The following is a 21381-nucleotide window of genomic DNA, read 5'->3' on the forward strand; positions in this document are numbered from 1 at the left end:
GCTTCCATTCCCTTTTCCCTAATTTCTTTAATTCGTTTCTTAATCATCTCTTTTCCTTGAGACATTGCAACGATATCAAAATCTTGTGCACGTACTGAGAAATAAGCGCAGTAGTATAACAATGGTTTATGAACCTTAAACCAAGCTACACGTAGCGCCATCAAAACGTAGGCAGCTGCATGGGCTTTCGGGAACATATACTTAATTTTTAAACAAGATTGAATATACCATTCAGGTACATTATTTTCTCTCATAATAGCCTGGAAGTCATCAGGAATCCCTTTTCCTTTACGAACACCTTCCATAATTTTGAAAGCTACACCTTCTTCAACGCCTTTATGGATTAAGTACACCATAATATCGTCACGACATCCAATAACTTCGGAAAGTGGAATATTATGAAGTCGAATTAATTCTTCGGCATTTCCAAGATACACGTCCGTACCATGGGATAGACCAGAGATTTGAAGGAGCTCCGTAAATGTGTTTGGTTTTGTCTGTTCAAGCATCCCTCGAACGAATTTTGTACCAAATTCTGGAATCCCAAGAGTTCCTGTATTCGAGTCAATTTGTTCGGGTGTAACACCTAAAACTTCAGTACCACCGAAAATTTTCATTACTTCTGGATCATCTGGAGGAATTGATTTTGGATCCATTCCTGATAAGTCTTGTAACATCCGAATTACGGTTGGATCATCGTGTCCAAGAATATCAAGTTTCAATACATTATCGTGAATCGAGTGGAAGTCAAAGTGGGTTGTTCTCCACTCTGCACTCAAATCATCAGCTGGATATTGAATTGGTGTAAAGTCGTACACATCCATATAATCTGGAATAACAATAATCCCTCCTGGGTGTTGACCGGTACTTCGTTTCACTCCAGTACAGCCATTTGCAAGTCTTTCAACTTCAGCTTGTCTGAACTCTAATCCTAAATCTCTTTCATAGCCTTTCACATAACCAAAAGCTGTCTTATCAGCAACCGTACTAATAGTTCCAGCACGATAGACATAATCTTCACCGAAAAGAACTTTCGTATAGTTATGTGCTTGCGGTTGATATTCTCCACTAAAGTTTAAATCAATATCAGGAACTTTGTCTCCATAGAAGCCTAAGAAAGTTTCAAAAGGAATGTCATGTCCATCTTTAACCATTCTGGTATTACATCTTGGACAGTTTTTTTCCGGTAAGTCAAAACCTGAACCTACTGATCCATCGTCAAAGAATTCTGAAAATTGGCACTGTGGACATCTATAGTGAGGTGCTAACGGATTCACTTCGGTAATTCCAGTTAAAGTAGCTACTAAAGATGAACCTACAGACCCACGAGAACCAACTAAATATCCGTCCTGATTACTCTTTAATACAAGTTTTTGAGCAATTAAATAAATTACGGAAAAGCCATTTCCAATAATACTTTTTAGTTCTTTCTTAATACGATCGTCTACAATTTTAGGAAGAGGGTTCCCATACCATTCATGGGCTTTATCATAACTTAGTTTAGTAATCTCATCCTCTGCTCCTTCAATTTTTGGAGTATATAAATCATCTTTTACAGGTGTAATTTCCTCTAATTGTTCGCTAACCCAATTAGAATTTGTAACGACTACCTCATAAGCTTTATCTTCTCCAAGAAATGCGAATTCTTTCAACATTTCATCCGTTGTTCTTAAATGAGCATCAGGATACTCTTGCGGAACTCCATTATTGACTGAAGTTAACAGTATTTCTCTATAAATTTTATCTTCAGGATTTAAATAATGAACATTCCCAGTTGCCACAACTGGTTTTCCAAGTTCATCCCCTAATCTCACTAAGTTTTGTATAATTTCTTCTAAGTGATGTTCATTTCGAATTAATTCTTTTTTAATAAGAGGACGATAAATAGCTTTTGGCATAATCTCGATGTAATCATAAAACTTCGCTTTTTCTTTCGCTTCGTTATACCCTTTTTGCATCATCGCTTCAAAAACTTCACCTTCAGCACATCCCGAACCTAGCAAAAATGAATCTCTTCGACTAGAAAGCATGCTTCTTAAAATACGAGGAACTCGGTAATAATACTGAATATTGGATTGAGAAACTACCTTGAATAATTCCTTTAATCCAGCTTGATCTTTTGCAAAAATTGTTGCATGGAAAGGACGGCCATTCTTAAATACTTCTTCTGGATGAATATTTGTATTTAATTCATCATGATATAAAAGTTGATGGTCATTTGCTGCCTCTTTCAGGAAAATATGACATAAATAACCCGTTGTTTCAGAATCATATACGGCACGGTGGTGTTGTTCTAAAGCAACATTATAACGTTTTGCAAGTGTATTTAAACGGTGCGATTTCAATTGTGGATGAAGCATACGAGATAATTCTAAAGTATCGATAACTGGTTGTTCAGTTCGTTCAATTCCAACATTCTCATAGCCTGTATTTAAAAATCCCATATCAAAGCTAGCATTATGCGCAACTAAGATACAATCTTTAGAAAACTCATGGAATTCTTTTAACACTTGTTCAACTGATTTAGAACCTCTGACCATATCATCGGTAATCCCCGTTAGTTGAATCGTCGTTGCGGATAGTGGATGACCAGGATCAATAAATTCTTCGAACTTATCAATCACTACTCCATTCTTCATTTTGACGGCTGCTAATTCGATAATACTATCATAAATTGCAGAAAGTCCCGTTGTTTCAACGTCAAAGACTACATAAGTAGCATCTTCTAATAAAATATGCTGAGGATTGTATGCTACATTCACATGGTCATCAACAATATTTCCTTCTAAACCATAAAGAATCTTAATTCCGTTCTTCTTTCCTGCACCATGAGCTTCAGGATAAGCTTGTAAATTCGCATGATCTGTAATCGCAATCGCCTTATGTCCCCATTTAGCAGCCTGACTTATTAAATCACTTGGAGAATTCGTTGCATCCATTACAGACATATTCGTATGCATATGCAATTCAACACGTTTTTCTCCTTCAAAAGTATCCTTTCTTCCTTCGTGCTTAACTAAATTCATATCTCGAATAATCATACCGAGTTCTTGAGAATATTTATTAACTTCTATACTACCAAATGCCTTTACCCAGGTACCTTTTTTTAATCCTTCTAACGCTGCTTCATCTTCAGGTGTCGAAGGGAATAAGGTTGCGCTGATTGATGAAGTGTAATCTGTAAGTTTAATATTTCCGAAAAGCTTTCCTTTTGCTTTCCCTCTGCGAAGTTCAATATCAAAAATTTTACCTTCAATAACTACATTTCGTTCTTCTTCAAAAATATCAGCAATGGCTCTCGTTTCAGAATTAGATTTGATGATTTTTCCATAAATGACTCCCTCTTGCTTGGAGTTAGTAGACATAGGTTTGTTCTTTTGAGTGGAACTTGACATCATTTGAGCGTTCTTTTGAGCTTCATTAAAATCATCCTGTATTTGTTGTTCCTTTTGCTCAAAAAGCTCCGTCATTTTTTCATGCATTTCATCATCTAATTGGATGTGAATTCCTAATTTTGGAAACCCAACTTCCATATACGCTTGCTGAATCTTTGGAATACAATTTTTTACTAAGTGAGTTTTCGTTAATTCATTCGGACAATGAATTTGAATTTGATTATTTACGAACTTCGGTGTTTGTCCTAACAATATTTGATGAGAAACGGATGATTCATCCTTTATAGCATCAAGTATATAAGCCCAGTAATCCTGAATTAAAGTTTCATTTACAATCACGTTTTCTTCAGTTGTTATGATTGTTTTTGCCCCACCAAAGCGCTCGTAATTTCTGCTCAATAATTCAGTAAACAATTGAAATTTTTCAAAGAGAAATATATTTGGATTATGAATATGAAAAATCCAATTTTGATTTGATTTTGAAATGTCAATTCGTAATAACTTAGCGTCATCAAAATCCGGTGAGAAAACATTAACATCAGCAATATCAAATTGTTCAATTACTTTTTTCATTAAATCTTTATGTGATTGACTCATTGTTTCCTCCTCTTTTATTACATAAGAAGAGTGTTCTACGGATGTAGAAACACTCTTAAGTTAATTAAATAATTTCATAATATCATTCCAAGTAACAAGAAGCATTAATGCAAAAAGGAAGATAGCTCCTACAATCGTTAAATACCCTTCTTTTTCAGGATCTAATGGTTTCTTTCTTATTCCTTCGATAAAGTTTAAAACAAGTTTTCCTCCATCTAAAGCAGGAATTGGTAAAAGATTCATTACTCCAAGATTAGCACTAATCATTCCCATAAATGAAAGTAAGTCTATTAAACCATTCTTAGCAACCTGTGAGGTCAAGCTGTAAATAGCCACTGGTCCACCAAGTTGATTTAAATTAAAACCTTTAGTAAAAATTGATCCTAATGCAGACAATACCAACACAATTACACTGATTGTTTGTGAAAATCCATATCCAAGAATCGATAAAATACTATTATCTAAAGTTCTAGTCACACCTAGTTGACCTATTTTACTTCCGTTTTGCCCTTCAACTGATTTTGGAGTGATACTAACGTTTTTGGTATCACCATTTCTTTGAATCGTCACTGAAAGGGTCTTATCCGCACTTGAACGAACAATTGAAGTCATTTCATCCCATGAGTGAATATCTACTCCGTCAATCGAGATAATTTTATCCGATGTTTGAAGTCCAGCTTCTTGAGCAGCAGATTGATCACTAACTTGACCTACTACTGGATCATTAGAAGGCACTCCACCTTGCATAAATCCTACGATAATAAAAATGATGATGGATAAAATAAAATTATTCATTGGTCCTGCAGCATTCGTTTTAATTCGATTCCATAAACTGGCAGAGTTAAATTGACGTTCAATCGGTGCGACAACAACCTCCGTACCATCACTCTCAATGATTGTTGCTTGCTTAGAAACCGTTAAATTTACTTTTTCTTCTGAATTGACAAAGTAGCCACTTAAAGTCATTGAACGATGCAAATCAGCTTCTTCTATTTGGAAAGGGACTGAATTTTCAATGATTAAATGTTCATCAAAGTTTAGTTTTTGAACAATATTTTCTTTATCCAATTCAATAGTAATCATCATTCCAGGTTTAATTTCTTGTTCATCCTCATCATGACCTGCCATTCTAACATAACCACCAATTGGCAATAATCTTAATGTATACACCGTTTCACCTTTACGAACCTGAAAAATTTTTGGCCCCATTCCGATTGCAAATTCTCTAACTAAAATTCCAGCTTTCTTAGCAAAATAATAGTGACCAAATTCGTGAATTATAACAATAACACTAAAAACAAACAAGAATGCAATAATTGCTTGCAACTCTTTCACCTCTCTTAATTATTTCCAAAGAATTTATAAATAATTTGGAACATAAACATTGCAAAAAATGTAGAATCAAATCGATCTAAGACCCCACCATGTCCAGGAAATAGTTTTCCCGAATCCTTAACATTAAACTGTCTCTTATATGCAGACTCTACTAAATCTCCCAACTGTCCAAAAACTGATAAGCTAACAATTAATAAAACAAACTCTAAAACGGAAAAATTAACTGGATTATAGAATGGTACAACTAGTAATCCTAATCCTAAAGAACCAATCACCCCTCCAATAGAACCCTCAATTGTTTTATTCGGACTGATATCAGGTGCTAATTTATGTTTTCCAAATTTTCGTCCAAAAATATAAGCAAAGGAGTCTGTCTCCCAAATAATTAAGAACACAAAAATTGCCATTCCGAAACTAATACTTCTGACAAATAAAATCCCTGAAAAACCTCCACCAACGTATAGAGAAATGAGGGAGCAAAAAGCAGCATCTTCAAATGAGAATCGATCACTTTTATATACTGTTAATGTCATTAATAGCATGACTATAAGGAAATAAATGAAGAAATAATCTATTCCTCTAGGTAAAGCTACCAATGGTCTTTGTGAAAATAAAAATGACAACGTTGCTAATATTGTTAATACACCTTCAACAGAAAATATGTTCATTTTTTTCATTTGGAAAAATTCATAAATCCCAACGGTAGATAATAAAAGAAATAGTGTTCGAAGGCCTATTCCACCTTCATATAATAAAGGAAGGAAGATTCCCAAAGCGATTAAAGCAGTAATAACTCTTTTCCCCATCTAAGCAAGTCCTCCATAACGTCGATGTCTACTCTGATATGTTTGAATAGCTTTATGCAAATCTTCTTCAGAGAAATCAGGCCAAAAGATATCCGTAAAATAGTATTCACTATAAGCTAATTGCCATAGTAAAAAATTACTCAATCTAACTTCTCCGCTCGTACGTATCATTAAGTCAGGGTTTTGTAATTCTCCTAAAAATTGAGTTTGTAAATGCGCTTCAAAAATAGCTTCATCAATATTTTCGATTTCCAATTCGCCTTGTTTTACAAGCATAGATATTGCCTTCGTTGCCTCAATAATTTCAGCACGCGAACCATAATTCAAAGCAAATGTTAAAACCATTCCAGTATTATTTTTGGTGTCTTCTACAGCTTTTAAAACAATGCTTTTTGTTGCTTCAGGTAATTCATCAATAAACCCAATTAATTGAATCTTCATATTTCTCTCTTGGAGTTCTGGCATGAATGTTCCAAAAAAATCACCCGGTAATTTCATTAAAAAACTGACTTCTTCAGTTGGTCTTTTCCAATTTTCAGTACTAAAAGCATATAAAGTCATTGCTTTCACGCCCAATTCATCAGCAGCAATAGCAATTCTTTTAACAGTGCTCATTCCCTCTTTATGTCCTGCTATTCTAGGAAGATTACGTTTTTTCGCCCAGCGCCCATTTCCATCCATAATAACGGCAATGTGTTTTGGGATATTATTAGAATCTAAAGAAATTATTTCCGTTGCATCTTCTTTCTTTGATTGTTTCTTCCAAAAAACCATGGCATCCATTCCTTTTCATGTATTTCCTTTCTATTGTAACAGATGTTGCAGTTCTTTTATAGTATTCTATTTTCAAGATTAAAAAAAATATAACCTACTGAATACATTGGTTTATAAAGGGAAAAATGTTATACTTATAGACAGATTTATGAAACAAATAAAGGAGTCATGCCATGATTACTATGAAGGATATCGTGCTAGAGGGACATCCTGCTCTAAGAAAACGTGCAGAAAAACTTACCTTTCCTCTTTCACCTGAGCATCAAGAATTAGCTAAAGAGATGCTTGAATTTTTACATAACAGCCAAAATCCTGAAATTGCAGAAAAATACGGATTACGCGCAGGTGTCGGCTTAGCAGCACCTCAACTTGGAAAAAGCATTCAAATGATTGCTCTACTCGTTCCAGGTTTTGAGGAAGAAGAAGCGATTCTAGATGAAGTCTGGATTAATCCTCGCATAATGAGAGAATCCGTTAAAAAAGCTTGTTTAAAAGAAGGAGAAGGATGCTTATCTGTTAATCGTGAAGTTCCAGGTATTGTACTTCGCCCAGAACGGATTACGGTTAAATATCAAGATATCAACGGTGATGAATTCGTTCGTACTTTAACTGATTATGAAGCCATCGTAGTTCAACATGAAATTGATCACTTAAATGGCGTTATGTTTTATGACCATATCAACCAATCACAGCCAATGTATATTCCTAAAGGAGCCGTTGTCATTGGAGAATAAGAATCCCATTTTGGTATTTGATTTAGATGATACTTTATATTCCAAAAAGAAAATATTTTTAGATACTTTAAAAGAAATCTATCCTAATCATTCATTTGACGAGAGTTCGTATAAAATTTATCAAGAAAAAAGTGATGAAGCCTTTGAATTATTTTCTCAAGGACAAATTTCATTGGAAGAGAACCATTTTTTACGTGTTCAAAATACATTATCAGCTTTAGGATTGCCCTCTTCATCAAAAGAAACGTTGACGTTTAAAAAACAATACCAGTTTATGATGGATCATATTCAATTAGATAAAGATTGGGTTTCATTTTTTGATTACCTATCACCAAGAGCTAATTTAGTACTTCTAACAAATGGACCAACAGACCATCAATTAAAGAAAATTCATTCGTTAAATCTAAATAAATGGTTTACTTCAGAAAAAATTTTTATTTCTGAAGATACAGGAGTTAAAAAACCTGAACAAGAAGCTTTTATAAATGTTGAAAGATTATTTTCTAATACCTCTCCATCAAAATTTTGGATGATTGGTGATGATTTACATAACGATATTTTGGGTGCTAAACAAAGAAATTGGAATACAGTTTATTTCAAGTATGACGAAACCATACCGTTTCTAACGAGCTATCCTCTTTCAACTCCTAATCAATTGTTAGAAAAATTGATTGATGAATGCTCTTTCGACTTATAAAATTATGAAAACAGAAGCATTCTATGCTAAAATATGATAGAAACATTATGAAAAAAATTAAAGGAGTAAATACATGATTTTTAAAATTACATACCAACCAACAAAAACAGAGGCTCCACGTCGTGAAAACACAGAAGCTTTGTATATCGAAGCAAGTGACAAGGTAGAAGCCCGTCGCCTTGTTGATGAAAATACTGAATACAACGTAGAGTTCATCCAAGAGCTAGATGAGAAACACCTAGCTTACGAAAAACAAAACCCAGAATTTAAATTAACGGTGTTCAAATAAAATGAAACCAAATATTAAAAACAACGAAACGGGCGTATTTGCTTTTGGCGGTTTAGGCGAAATCGGTAAAAACACTTATGGCGTTCAATTCCAAGATGAACTCATCATTTTGGATGCCGGTATTAAATTCCCTGAAGATGATTTACTCGGAATCGACTACGTGATACCCGATTATAGTTATATCGTTCAAAATATTAATAAAGTAAAAGGGCTATTTATTTCACACGGACACGAAGACCATATTGGTGGGATTCCTTTCTTAATTAAGCAAGCGAACATCCCTATTTATGCAACGAAACTTGCGATGTCCCTTATTCGAAATAAATTAGAAGAACACGGACTTTTAAGAGATGCGATTCTCCACGAAATTGACGAAGACAGCGTGATTAAATTCCGTAAAACACAAGTGAGTTTCTATCGCACTACCCACTCTATTCCAGATGCATTTGGAATCGTGATTAAAACTCCTCCAGGAAATATCGTGTTTACAGGTGACTATAAATTCGACTTTACTCCAGTTGGAGAACCAGCGAACCTTCACCGTATGGCACAAATTGGTTCAGAAGGCGTCCTTGTTCTCTTAGGAGATAGTACAAACTCTGAAGTTCCTGGATTTACTCAATCTGAACAAGTCGTTGGAAAATCAATTAAAGAAATTATCCAACGTGTGGATGGACGAATTATTTTTGCGACATTCGCATCAAACGTTTCTCGTCTAAAACAAGTAACAGATGTTGCTGTTGCAACCGGACGAAAATTAGCTGTATTCGGACGTAGTATGGAAGCTAGTTTCCGAACCGCCAGAGAACTAGGCTATATTCAGGCGCCAGATGATACTTTTATCGATGGACGAGAAATCAATCAGTACCCTTCTGAGAAAGTCATAATTTTGTGTACAGGATCTCAAGGGGAACCAATGGCTGCCCTTAGCCGTATAGCAAATGGAACTCACCGCCAAATTTCTATTCAACCAGGGGATACAGTCATCTTCTCAAGTTCACCGATCCCAGGTAACACTTCTAGCGTTAACCGGGTTATCAACCTTCTATCTGAAGCTGGTGCTGAAGTTATTCATGGTAAAGTAAACAATATTCACACTTCTGGACATGGTTCTCAAGAAGAACAAAAGTTAATGCTTCGCTTAATGAAACCTAAATACTTCGTTCCAGTTCATGGTGAATATCGTATGCAGAAGATTCAAGCAAATCTTGCGACTCAAGTAGGTATCCCAAAAGAAAACTCATTTATCTTGAGTAATGGAGATGTTCTTGCAGTAACTGCTGATTCAGCACGTCGAGCTGGCCACTTCTTTGCTGGAGATGTTTACGTTGATGGTAATGGAATTGGTGATATCGGAAATATTGTTTTACGAGATCGTAAGACACTTTCTCAAGATGGTTTAGTTATCTGTGTAGCTACTGTTGACTATGAAAACCGTGAACTAGTAGCTGGTCCGGATATGCTCTCTCGTGGGTTTATCTACATGAAAGAGTCTGGTCAACTTCTAAATGAGGCACAAGCTATCCTTCGTGATGAAATTGAAGAATTGCTTTCTGATACTGAAGAAGTACTAAATGAACGTTCTCTCAGAAATAAAATCACAGACGTTTTAGGTCCATTCTTATTTAAGAAAACCGAACGTCATCCAATGATTCTTCCAGTAATTTTAGGAGTTACTGAAGCAGATACTTTAGAATAAACAAATTAAGAGGTGTACCGCGATTGCGGCACACCTCTTTTCTATCGAACTTAAACTAGCTGTTATAGTTTACTTTCATTATTGGAGTACTTTTTGAACATCTTCAATCATTAATTTAGTGGATTGTAATCCACCACCGCTGAGATACCATAAGTCAGAAGTTAACTGGATGACACGGTTATTCTTCACAGCGTTTGTTTCTTTAAATAATGCATTGCTTAAAATTGTATCAGCATTTGAATTATCTCCACCAATTGCTAATGTACGGTTCAGTATGATAATCGTGTCAGGATTAATTTCCTTGATAGTTTCAAAACTCATTTCTTGTCCATGACGACTATCTTCAATCTTAGCATCAGTTCCTTTGAATTTGAGGGATTGATAAAGGAATGCAAAACGTGAATCTGCGCCAAATGCGGACATCTTTCCTTCGTTAAGCATTAAAGTTAATGTTTTATTAGTTGATTTTTCATTCACATCAGCCACTTTCTTAATCGAAGCTTCTAGTGATTTAATTTCTTCTTCTGCTTTCGTCTCAGCCTCTTTACCAAATAGTGATGCTACCAAGCGGATGTTTTTAGACACTGAATTCCAGTAGTCTTTTTGGTCCACTGAAAAAATAACAGTTGGTGCGATTTCTTTTAATTGGTCTAAATATTTAATTGTACGACCTGAAGCGATGATTAAATCTGGTTCTAATGCAGCGATGGCCTCAATATCTGGCTCCACCATTGATCCAGTTGGTTGGATACTTGAAGGTAAATCTTTTAAGTACTTAGGCAAAGTTTTTAAAGGCATCCCTACAATATGATCAACAAAACCAAGTTCGCGAATTGTATCGGCAACCCCTAAATCAAATACAACAATTTTCTTCGGTTTTGTTTTAACTTTTACTTCTTCTTTCCCGTTTGTAAGAGTCACTTCACTCTTTTCTTCTGCAACAGCTTGAGTTTGAGTCGTAGCTCCATCTGTTTTTGTTGTTTGTCCGCAAGCTGCAAGGATAAATACAGCTACTAAACTAATTAAAGTTAAAATTTTTTTCATTTTAATTCTCCGTTCTTAATAATACATATTTTTTTATCATTCAATTCAACGACTTCTAGTGGAATTTCATATAAAGCTGATAACACATCATCTTTCATCACTTTATCGACTGTATCATGGATGATACACTTTCCATCTTTAAAACAAGCAATTTCATCTGAGAAATTACTTGCCATATTTAAATCATGCATCACAATCACAATCGATTTTTCTTTTTCATCGACTAAGAATCTCAGTAAATTCATTACTTCATATGCTTGTTTTAAATCTAGATGATTTAATGGTTCATCCAGTAAAATCCATTCTGTATCCTGAGCCAAAACCATCGCAATGAGCGCTCGTTGATACTGGCCTCCAGATAAAGTTCCAATGTCCTGCGTTCTAAAAGAAGTAAGATTTGTATTCACAAGCGCCTCTTCTACGATATGCTCGTCCTCTTTGGTTATTTTTCCTTTTGTATAAGGGAAACGACCAAAGCGAACAAATTCTTCTACCGTCATCCTGACATGTACCTGCTGGTTTTGTTTTAAAACAGCGAGTTCTTTTGCTAATTCTGTTGAGCTCCATGCTTCAACTTCTTGACCGTTGATAAATATAAATCCTTCGTCTTTAGGAAGAAGCCGACTCATCATCCCTAAAAGCGTTGATTTTCCAGCACCATTTGGTCCTATAAAGGCAGTCAATCGCTGTTTTGATACTTCTAAATCCACATTATCAACAACTAGATGTCGATATTTTTTTGTAACACCTTTAAGCTGCATCAGTCTTTGCTCCTTTCACTAATAAGATTAAATACAATACTCCTCCAATCCCTTCGATAAAAACGCTAATCGGGATTGTAAGAAGGAATATGCGTTCAACGATTAACTGTGCAGCGAGCACTATCACAAGCCCTATAGTGGCTGAAAATATCCATAAAACGCTATGCTTGTATTCTTTCGTTAATTGGTAGGTTAAGTTAGCGATCATAAAGCCTAAAAACTGAAGTGGCCCTACTAGAATCGTAGACAGACTCGTCATAATAATCACAATAACAATCACTACATTAATAAGTCGTTTCGTATTGATCCCTAACATTTTAGCCCCATCTACTCCTAAATGAAGAGCATCGAGCTTATGCCTTAATTTAAAGAACACTATCATTAACAAGCCAAATAATACTAGAGCTCCGAATATCAATATTGGTTGTGCATTCATCTTTTGGAATGAAGGATAAAGAGAGCTTTGGAGTTTATCAAATTCATTTGGATCCATTAATACTTGTAAGAATGTACTTGCATTTCTAAGAAGCATTGAAAATGCCATTGTCAGTAACAATAACACTTTAAAATTAGAAAGAAGCATTCCTTTAGAGACGTTCATTAATAACAGTAACAGCATTATCTGAATAGTAATTGTAACAGCATAAATAAGGGCTGACTGTTCTACTTTTAACCCTATTAAACTTTCAAAATAATATAGACCACTTTGAATAAAAACAAATAAACTCTCAATACCTAAAACACCAGGTGTTAAAAATCGATTTTGCGCCACTGTTTGAAAACTTACGGTCGAAATCGGTATCGCAAAAGATACGATGATAATGACGAGTAGTTTTAATAATCGTCTATTCAATATGAAACTTGAGATTGTAGTACTATTCTTTGTTGGAATTAATAAATAGGCAACTATCAATAAAACAGCGACCACTAAAAGTCCCACTAGTAAGAATCTTGTTTTCTTTTTCATAGGCCTCCTCCTTTCTTTTCCAGGAGAATCACTTGGAAAATAAAGAGCGCAGCACCAATAATGCTTAGAATGATACTTACGGAAATTTCGTAAGGCGCAATCACTATGCGAGCAATAATGTCACAAGCTAACACAAGGCAGGCACCAACAAGCATTGTCAGCGGTACTAGAACTTTCATCTGAGAGCCATACCTCATGCGTACGATATTTGGGACAATCACTCCTATGAACGGCAAACTACCAACCGTAATCATCGTTACACTCGTTGTGAGAGCGATTAACACTAATGTTAATGACTCCATTCGCTTGACTGGAACGCCGAGATTTCGACTAATATCTTCCCCCATGCTTACGACTGTGTAATAATGGGCGAAAATAATACTAATCACTAAAACAAACAAGCATAAGTACAACCACTCATACTGATTGGTTTGAATCATCGAAAATGAACCTTGCATCCACGACGATAAACTTTGGACAAGCTGAAATTGATACGCAATAAACTGAGTGCAGGCTCCAATCACTCCACCAAAAATCAATCCAATTAAAGGAATCATCCATTTTTGTTTAAGTGATAGATGTTGCTGTAATGCGATAAAAAGGGCCGAGAACCCAATCGCAAACACAAATGACGTTGCCATCTTTTCTAACAGTCCAGGTGATGGGAATAACAATAAACTCATCATCAATCCTAATTTTGCGGCGTCGACCGTACCAATTGTACTTGGAGAAGAAAACTCATTTTGAGTAATCGTCTGCATTAATAATCCAGATACACTCATCGCCGAAGCAGATAATAGAATGCTGAATAATCTTGGAACCCTTGATTGCCAAAATAGTTGAGTAACACTTTCTCCTCCACTAAACAATTCATTCCAAGAGAAACTAGACGCTCCGACTGAGAGCGAAATAACGCTTAAAAAAACTAATAATATGAATAAATAACTAACTCTTTTCATGTTCTCTCTTTTCTAATTGATAATCATTCTCAATTACCATATTTGTTAGTTTACCAAATTATTCACTAGATTTAAACCCTTTTCCGTTAAAATAATGAAGTTTTCATAAAAATTGCAAACAAAAAAAGAAGCAATCCTTAAAGACTGCTTCTCATACTCAATTCTTAATCTAAGAAATCTTTTAATTGTTTAGAACGACTTGGGTGGCGTAATTTACGTAATGCTTTCGCTTCAATTTGACGAATACGTTCACGAGTAACTCCGAATACTTGCCCTACTTGTTCTAATGTACGGATTTCACCGTTTTTATCAAGACCAAAACGTAAGCGAAGGACGTTTTCTTCACGGTCTGTTAATTGTTCAAGAACTTCATCGAGTTGCTCTTTCAACAATGCATATGCTGTATGATCAGCTGGGCTTGTTGCGTTATCGTCTTCGATAAAATCGCCTAAATGTGAATCATCCTCTTCCCCAATTGGAGTTTCAAGAGAAACTGGTTCTTGGGCAATTTTTAGAATTTCACGAACTTTTTCAGTTGGTAAATCCATTTCTGCTCCAATTTCTTCCGGTGTAGGTTCGCGTCCTAAATCTTGTAATAGTTGTCTTTGAACACGTACTAATTTGTTGATTGTTTCAACCATATGTACTGGAATACGAATTGTACGCGCTTGGTCTGCAATCGCACGTGTGATCGCTTGACGAATCCACCACGTCGCATAAGTCGAGAATTTGAATCCTTTCGTGTGATCGAATTTCTCAACAGCTTTCATTAATCCCATATTTCCTTCTTGAATTAAGTCCAAGAATTGCATTCCACGACCTACATAACGTTTTGCAATGGATACTACTAAGCGAAGGTTGGCTTCAGCTAATTCTTGTTTAGCCTCTGTATCCCCTTCTTGAATTCGAAGAGCTAAAGCAACCTCTTCATCCGCACTAAGAAGTGGAACTCGTCCGATTTCTTTCAAATACATACGAACGGAGTCATTAATTTTTGTATTGGATGATAAAGCAGTATCATCTTCAACAGTTCCAACTTCAGCTTGTCGTTGACTTTCAACGGATAACTGATGACTTGTTGGTTCACCATTTGCATCAACAACACTAACCCCTGCATCTTCAAATTTTTGAATTAACTTATCCATTCCTTCCGCATCCAATTCAAATGGGATTGCGATTTGTGCAGATAAATCATCGTATAAAATTTGACCGAATAATTTTCGTTCTGCAAGAAGCATTGAAGTTGCTTCATTCAGTGTTTGACCTTTTTCATTTTTTTGAACTGTCATTCACCATTCCTCCATTCATTTTATTTCTTAATTTTCGTTGAATCTCCATTATTTCACGCATCAATTGCTGGCGTAAAATATCATCTTTCATAAGAGCAGCACGATTCAACTCTTCTTTTTTACTAGCAAGCTGCTCTTTTAGTGAATTTTTTTTCGATAAAACATAAACTAAATCTTGAATTTCCTGTTCTGTACAATCCGGTGGAAAGTTAGAAAGCTCAATCTCTGAAAGAAGATTTCGGTTCAAAATATCTTTATCATCTAAAAAGAAGAAAAATTGTTGAACATCAACTTCATTCTCTTCATTCTTAAAAGATTGTAACAATAAATATAACTGTTCATAATGCGAATCATGAAAAACGAATTCCGAATCAATTCTATTCAAATAAGTCCAAGCCTGTTCATTATGAAGTAATCGATACATCAATTGTTTTTGGATATGCTCATTCTTTGAAGCAGGTTTATTCTCAACTTGACGATAATGAGGAACCGACTCAGCATTTGACTGCTTTTTTTGATTTCCTAAGCGTAACCGTAATTGTTTTACCTGATTTAAAATGGTTGAGAAATCTAAATCAAATTCATCAGCGAGAGATTTCATCGCCAAGTTTAGCTCAACTTCATTATTAATTTTAGAAAGTTCTACAATCATTTCTTCGATATACTGAATTTTTTGGCTTTCTATTTGCAATGAATACTTTTTAGAAAGAAACCGTTTCTTAAATTGATATACCGTTTCTTGAGAATACTCTATTAATTCTTTAAACGCTTGAACTCCCCGTGATTTTATGAATTCATCAGGATCCAAGCCATTATCAAAAGGAATAATCCCTATTTTGAAAGCGTTAGTGTCTTGAATCATTTCTATTGCACGATTCGTAGCTTCTAACCCCGCCTTATCCCCATCATAAGCAATCAAAATGGTATCTGTAACCTTCTGTAAAGTTTGTATTTGCTCAGGAGTTAATGAGGTCCCCATCGAAGCAACCCCAATTGGAACACCCGCTTGCCAAGCAGAAATAACATCCATATACCCTTCAAACAAAATCACTTTATTCTGTTTTCGAATATTTTTCTTTGCTAAGTCGAAGTTGAAAAGAAAATTTCTTTTTGAAAAAAGGATTGTCTCTGGACTATTTAAATATTTTGCTTGAGATGCGAAATCATCAGAATAACCTGGTAAGATTCTTCCGGAAAAAGCAATAATCTGCCCCTGTTCATTTCTAAGCGGGATCATAATTCGTTGATTGAAACGATCAAAGAAACCATTTTGTTTTTCAGAAAATAGACCTGAAGCTTCTTTTTCCTCATCCGTTAATTGTAATTCTTGAAGGACTTGTTCTAATTGTGTTCTGTCTTTTAAAGAAAAACCAAATCCGAATTCTTTTAAGGTTTCGACGGTATATCCACGATTTTCTAAATAATCAAGCGCTTCTTTCCCGCCTTTAGTGTTTAAAAGAACGTGAGAATAAAACTCAGCCGCTTTTTCATGAGCCTCATATAATTTCTTCTCTTTTCTCGGAATAATCGTTTGCGTTGTTGGTAGCTCTACGTCTATATCGATGTTAGAGAGTTCAGCAACTCGAACTACGGATTCTGGAAAAGACAAGTTTTCAAGCTCTTGCATGAAATTAAAAACATTGCCACCTCTCCCGCAGCTAAAACAATGGAATAACTGTTTTTCTTCCGTCACAGTGAAAGATGGTGTTCTTTCATCGTGAAATGGACAACGACCAAATAGACTTTTTCCTTGTTTTCGTAATTGGACGAACTGACCCACAATATCAAGAATGTTCACTTGCGATTGTATGCTTTGAACCGTTTCTTTTGAAATTCTTTGACTCATAAAAAAACACCCTCCATACAATACGCCTAATGATACAGCATATAATATAACATAATTCTAAAATGAATGCAATGTAATCAATTCTATTTTTCGCTCAAAACATTGTTATTATCATCTTTATACTATATCCGTTTAACTTTCAATATACCTTATAAAGTATACTGATAAAAAGAAGAGAGCAAAGCCATTAAGCAATGCTCTCTTTTGAAATAAATTGTTCAATGAATTTCCAAGCTTTCTCTACTCCTTCTCCAGTTTCTGAAGAAAAAGTCAGGAATAAATCTTCTGGAGGTTTTCCAAATGCTTTACGGATTACACTTACATGTTTATTCCATTTTCCTCTAGGAATCTTATCACATTTTGTCATCACAATACGATAAGGAATATTGTAGTATTCAAGAAACTCTCTCATTTGAACATCTTCTTGACTCGGCTCATGTCTAAAGTCTACCAAAATAAGAACTAGTCTTAATGATTGACGAGTAGTAATATATTCCTCAATCATTTTTCCCCACTTTTCACGTTCTTTCTTTGAAACCTTTGCATAACCATATCCTGGTACATCCACAAAGTAAAACAGCTCATTGATATGATAAAAATTTAACGTTTGTGTTTTACCAGGTTTACTAGAAGTTCTAGCAAGACTCTTTCTTTGAATCAACTTATTGATAAAGGAAGATTTACCAACATTCGAACGACCAGACAAAGCAATTTCAGGAAGGTCTCCATCAGGATATTGTGCTGGAGAAACTGCGCTAATTGTAAATTCCGCTTTATTAACCTTCATTTTCTAACCCTTTCTTTTCTGGTATTTTAACAAAGAATAACAAAATTGAACCGATTAAGAATAAGATAACTAATGAGAATACCCCATCCAATGATTTTCCTGTCAATTGAGCAGTAATTCCTAACAATGTTGTTCCAAGAATGGATGAAAATTTACCAAAAATATTATAAAATCCAAAAAATTCATTAGACTGATTTGCTGGAATCAGTTGGCCAAATAATGATCTACTTAAAGACTGTACCCCACCTTGGGCCGTACCAATTAAGATAGCAAGGAATAAGAAATCATTATACGTTTTAAGACCTAAAGCTAAAATACAGATAACTATATAAGTACCAATTCCTATGAATAAAGTCATTTTGTTGCCAATTTTTTTGGATAAAAAACCATAGAACAAACTAAACGGAAAGGCCACAATTTGAACGATTAACAGAATTACAATTAAACTATTTCCATCAAGTCCCATATCTGCACCAATTGCAGTAGCCATTTTAATAATTGTTCCTACTCCATCAATGTAGAAGAAATAAGCTAATAAGAAAAGAAATACTTGTTTGTGTTCTCCAATATGTTTAATGGTCTTCCACAAACGGATAAAACTATCTTTTACAGGATTTTTAGGTTTCTCAATAAATGATTTTTGTTTTACATATCTCCAATAAGGGATTGTAAACACAAACCACCAAGCCGCTGTAATAAAGAACCCTACCATTACGACTGCAGTGGAATTTAATCCACTAAACTGAATGACCATCATAAATAAGATAAATGGAAAAACACTACCTATATATCCATAGCCATAACCTACAGCAGAAATACTGTCCATTCTATCATAGGAAGTTACATCCATGATAGAACTATCGTAGAAAATATTTGAAGCAGAATATCCGATTGCAGACAATGTATATAGAACAAGTAAAATCATCCATTGATCGCTTTCTACAAACATCATACCGACTACCGAAAATACCCCTATCAACGTACTCCACGTAAACATTGGATTTCTATATCCCTTATAATCAGCCAATGCACCTAATACAGGTGCCATAATAGAAACAATGAAAGTTGCAATCGAGTTTGCATATCCCAAATAAGCAGTAGAATCCGCTGCTGAAATACCGGCGTTAGAAGTTACCGTTTTGAAAAATAAAGGAAATATTGCAGTTGTAATCATTAATGAATAAACAGAATTAGCCCAGTCCTGCATAATCCAAGCAAACTCTTCTTTTGAATATCTTTTTTTAATAAAGGATTTTAACCCTCTCATATATCTCTCCCTCAATTCATATAGTCAATAATAAAATAGAATGAAATACCGCTTATAATACCGCATCTCATTCTATCCTACCATATATTTGTGAAATTCCCTAGGATATCAGGCGATTATCTTCATCGTACAAATCAGGTTGTCCTGTTCCTGTAACTATTGATTCAGTTACTACAACTTTAGTAATATCATTTCGACTTGGAATATCGAACATTAAATCCATCATAACAGATTCGATAATACTTCTTAAACCACGAGCTCCGGTTCTTCTTTCAATTGCTTTTGAGGCAATAGCATCAAGTGCTTTAGGTTCAAATTCCAATTCAACATCATCCATTGCAAAGAGTTTTTGATACTGTTTCACTAAAGCATTTCTTGGTTTCGTTAAAATATTAACCAAATCCTCTTTAGATAATGGTTCTAATGCAGCGGTAATCGGAAGACGACCGATAAATTCAGGAATCAACCCAAATTTCTGCAAATCTTCTGGAATGATTAATTGCATTAGGCTTTCGTGGCTTGATAAATTTTTATTAGAAGATCCAAATCCAATAACTTTAGCACCTAATCGTTCTTTTACAATGGTTTCTATACCATCAAAAGCTCCACCCACAATGAATAAAATGTTAGATGTATCAATTTGAATCAACTCTTGATGAGGATGTTTTCTTCCTCCTTGAGGTGGGACTGAGGCAATAGTTCCTTCAAGAATTTTTAATAAAGCTTGTTGAACCCCTTCACCGCTGACATCTCGTGTAATAGAAACATTCTCACTTTTTTTAGCAATTTTATCAATCTCGTCAATATAAATGATTCCTTTTTCAGCACGATCAATATCATAATCAGTCGCTTGCAGTAATTTAAGAAGAATGTTTTCCACATCTTCTCCTACATAACCCGCTTCTGTTAACGTAGTTGCATCTGCAATGGCAAATGGCACATTTAGAATTCGAGCAAGAGACTGAGCTAAGTATGTTTTTCCAGAACCAGTTGGTCCAATTAGACAAATATTACTTTTTTGTAATTCTACTTCGTCCTCGTCTTCATTCAATAAATGATTAATCCGTTTATAGTGATTATACACTGCTACCGCTAATGATTTCTTTGCATGTTCTTGACCAACAACATATTCATCTAACACTTTACGAATTTCTTGCGGTTTTAAAACATCAATCATTTCATCCATACTTATAGATGAAAATTCTTCATCAATGATTTCTTTACATAAATCAACACATTCATTACAAATAAACACATCAGGACCAGCGATAATTTTTTTTACTTGTTCTTGCGATTTTCCACAAAAAGAACATCTTACTTGTTTTGTTTCATCTTTATACAATCTGAAACCCCCATTCTATTTCCTGATTTCTTCTATTAAGAGTACCATAAGTCTTAATTTTCAACAAGAAAAGTTGTTTCAAAAAAAGCGCTGATTTCATATTGAAACCAGCGCGATAAACTTCCATCTATTAAGCTTCTTTTGCAGACTCTGTAATCACTGCTAATGCTTTCTTCATTGCGATATCGTTTTTCAACATATCTACTGAAACAGCTGCACGAACTGCATCTTCTTCCATACCGTATTGAGCAGCTAATTCTTTCACTTCGTTAGCTACATCTTCATCAGTTGCTTCGATGCCTTCTTCTTTAACGATTTGTTCTAATACCAAGTTAGTCTTCGTACGAACATCAGCGTCTTTTTCCATCATTTTGTGTAAATCTGCTTCTGTTGTACCAGTGATTTGATAGTACATTTCAGGAGAGATTCCGTTACGACGCATATCGTTTAAGTAATGTTCCATTTGACGGTGAACTTCGTCATGAACCATTTCATGTGGCAATTCAACGATTTCAGCGTTTTCTACTGCTTTACGTAACGCTTCATCTGCTACTGCTTCGTCAGCAGCTGCTGCTTTAGCTTCTTCTAATTCTTTACGGAATTTTTCTTTTAATTCTGCTAATGTTTCAACTGAATCATCAACATCTTTAGCGAATTCATCTGTTAATTCAGGTAATTCTTTAGTTTTTACTTCGTGAACTTTCACTTTGAATACTGCTTCTTGACCTTTTAAGTTTTCTGCATGGTATTCTTCAGGGAATGTCACTTTTACTTCTACTTCATCGCCTTCTTT

At 34.8% G+C, this 21381-nt stretch carries 18 protein-coding genes; 4 read left to right on the forward strand and 14 right to left on the reverse strand.

The annotated features are described in order from the left end of the window. The 4 genes from Q0594_RS01470 to Q0594_RS01485 all read right to left on the reverse strand — a co-directional run. Positions 1-3992: PolC-type DNA polymerase III (locus Q0594_RS01470; protein ID WP_298729236.1), on the reverse strand; the 3992-nt coding region annotated here is incomplete at its 3' end. Positions 3993-4052: 60 nt separating this feature from the next. Further along, the gene (rseP, locus tag Q0594_RS01475; protein ID WP_298729237.1) at positions 4053-5318 is read right to left on the reverse strand and encodes an RIP metalloprotease RseP; all 1266 of its coding nucleotides are present in this window, start codon (positions 5316-5318) and stop codon (positions 4053-4055) included. 14 nt (positions 5319-5332) lie between these two features. Next, the gene (locus Q0594_RS01480) at positions 5333-6133 is read right to left on the reverse strand and encodes a phosphatidate cytidylyltransferase (protein ID WP_298729238.1); all 801 of its coding nucleotides are present in this window, start codon (positions 6131-6133) and stop codon (positions 5333-5335) included. Beyond that, positions 6134-6916 carry an isoprenyl transferase gene (locus Q0594_RS01485; protein WP_298729239.1) on the reverse strand — a complete coding sequence of 261 codons (783 nt, stop codon included), beginning with the start codon at positions 6914-6916 and terminating at the stop codon, positions 6134-6136. It lies immediately after the preceding gene. Between the two features lie 164 nt (positions 6917-7080). On the opposite strand from Q0594_RS01485, the gene def reads away from it, so the two are divergent. The 4 genes from def to Q0594_RS01505 all read left to right on the forward strand — a co-directional run bounded on the left by def (position 7081) and on the right by Q0594_RS01505 (position 10326). Next, the gene (gene def, locus Q0594_RS01490; RefSeq protein ID WP_298729240.1) at positions 7081-7641 is read left to right on the forward strand and encodes a peptide deformylase; all 561 of its coding nucleotides are present in this window, start codon (positions 7081-7083) and stop codon (positions 7639-7641) included. Then, entirely contained in the window at positions 7631-8338 is a 708-nt protein-coding gene (locus tag Q0594_RS01495) for an HAD family hydrolase (protein WP_298729241.1), read from the forward strand. Before def ends, Q0594_RS01495 begins: the two co-directional genes overlap by 11 nt. Before the next feature lie 73 nt (positions 8339-8411). Beyond that, positions 8412-8627: a DNA-directed RNA polymerase subunit epsilon gene (locus Q0594_RS01500; protein ID WP_005605573.1), complete on the forward strand. Its 216-nt coding sequence runs from the start codon at positions 8412-8414 to the stop codon at positions 8625-8627. A gap of 1 nt (position 8628) precedes the next feature. Then, positions 8629-10326 (forward strand): ribonuclease J, encoded by a 1698-nt coding sequence (locus Q0594_RS01505; protein WP_070437140.1) that lies wholly within the window; start codon positions 8629-8631, stop codon positions 10324-10326. Positions 10327-10404: 78 nt separating this feature from the next. On the opposite strand, the gene Q0594_RS01510 is transcribed toward Q0594_RS01505, so the two are convergent. From Q0594_RS01510 to tig, 10 genes are all read right to left on the reverse strand, one after another. Further along, positions 10405-11370 (reverse strand): ABC transporter substrate-binding protein, encoded by a 966-nt coding sequence (locus Q0594_RS01510; protein ID WP_298729243.1) that lies wholly within the window; start codon positions 11368-11370, stop codon positions 10405-10407. Then, positions 11367-12131: an ATP-binding cassette domain-containing protein gene (locus Q0594_RS01515; protein ID WP_298729244.1), complete on the reverse strand. Its 765-nt coding sequence runs from the start codon at positions 12129-12131 to the stop codon at positions 11367-11369. The genes Q0594_RS01510 and Q0594_RS01515 overlap by 4 nt, the downstream gene beginning before the upstream one ends. Further along, on the reverse strand, positions 12121-13098 hold the full coding sequence (locus Q0594_RS01520; protein ID WP_298729245.1) for an iron chelate uptake ABC transporter family permease subunit: 978 nt from the start codon (positions 13096-13098) through the stop codon (positions 12121-12123). The genes Q0594_RS01515 and Q0594_RS01520 overlap by 11 nt, the downstream gene beginning before the upstream one ends. Further along, positions 13095-14057 carry an iron chelate uptake ABC transporter family permease subunit gene (locus tag Q0594_RS01525; protein ID WP_298729246.1) on the reverse strand — a complete coding sequence of 321 codons (963 nt, stop codon included), beginning with the start codon at positions 14055-14057 and terminating at the stop codon, positions 13095-13097. The genes Q0594_RS01520 and Q0594_RS01525 overlap by 4 nt, the downstream gene beginning before the upstream one ends. A gap of 164 nt (positions 14058-14221) precedes the next feature. Continuing rightward, positions 14222-15295: an RNA polymerase sigma factor RpoD gene (rpoD, locus tag Q0594_RS01530; RefSeq protein WP_070445415.1), complete on the reverse strand. Its 1074-nt coding sequence runs from the start codon at positions 15293-15295 to the stop codon at positions 14222-14224. Between the two features lie 31 nt (positions 15296-15326). Then, complete coding sequence (gene dnaG, locus Q0594_RS01535; protein WP_298729247.1) at positions 15327-17192, reverse strand: DNA primase; 1866 nt, start codon at positions 17190-17192, stop codon at positions 15327-15329. Positions 17193-17379: 187 nt separating this feature from the next. Beyond that, positions 17380-17979 carry a ribosome biogenesis GTP-binding protein YihA/YsxC gene (gene yihA, locus Q0594_RS01540; protein WP_298729248.1) on the reverse strand — a complete coding sequence of 200 codons (600 nt, stop codon included), beginning with the start codon at positions 17977-17979 and terminating at the stop codon, positions 17380-17382. Then, on the reverse strand, positions 17969-19246 hold the full coding sequence (locus Q0594_RS01545; protein ID WP_298729249.1) for an MFS transporter: 1278 nt from the start codon (positions 19244-19246) through the stop codon (positions 17969-17971). Before Q0594_RS01545 ends, yihA begins: the two co-directional genes overlap by 11 nt. A gap of 100 nt (positions 19247-19346) precedes the next feature. Then, positions 19347-20588 (reverse strand): ATP-dependent Clp protease ATP-binding subunit ClpX, encoded by a 1242-nt coding sequence (gene clpX / locus Q0594_RS01550; protein WP_259948542.1) that lies wholly within the window; start codon positions 20586-20588, stop codon positions 19347-19349. A gap of 130 nt (positions 20589-20718) precedes the next feature. After that, a partial coding sequence (gene tig, locus Q0594_RS01555) for a trigger factor (protein WP_298729252.1) occupies positions 20719-21381 on the reverse strand: 663 nt, incomplete at its 5' end.

Origin of the sequence: uncultured Granulicatella sp. (assembly GCF_938030755.1) — a bacterium.
GTDB lineage: Bacteria > Bacillota > Bacilli > Lactobacillales > Aerococcaceae > Granulicatella.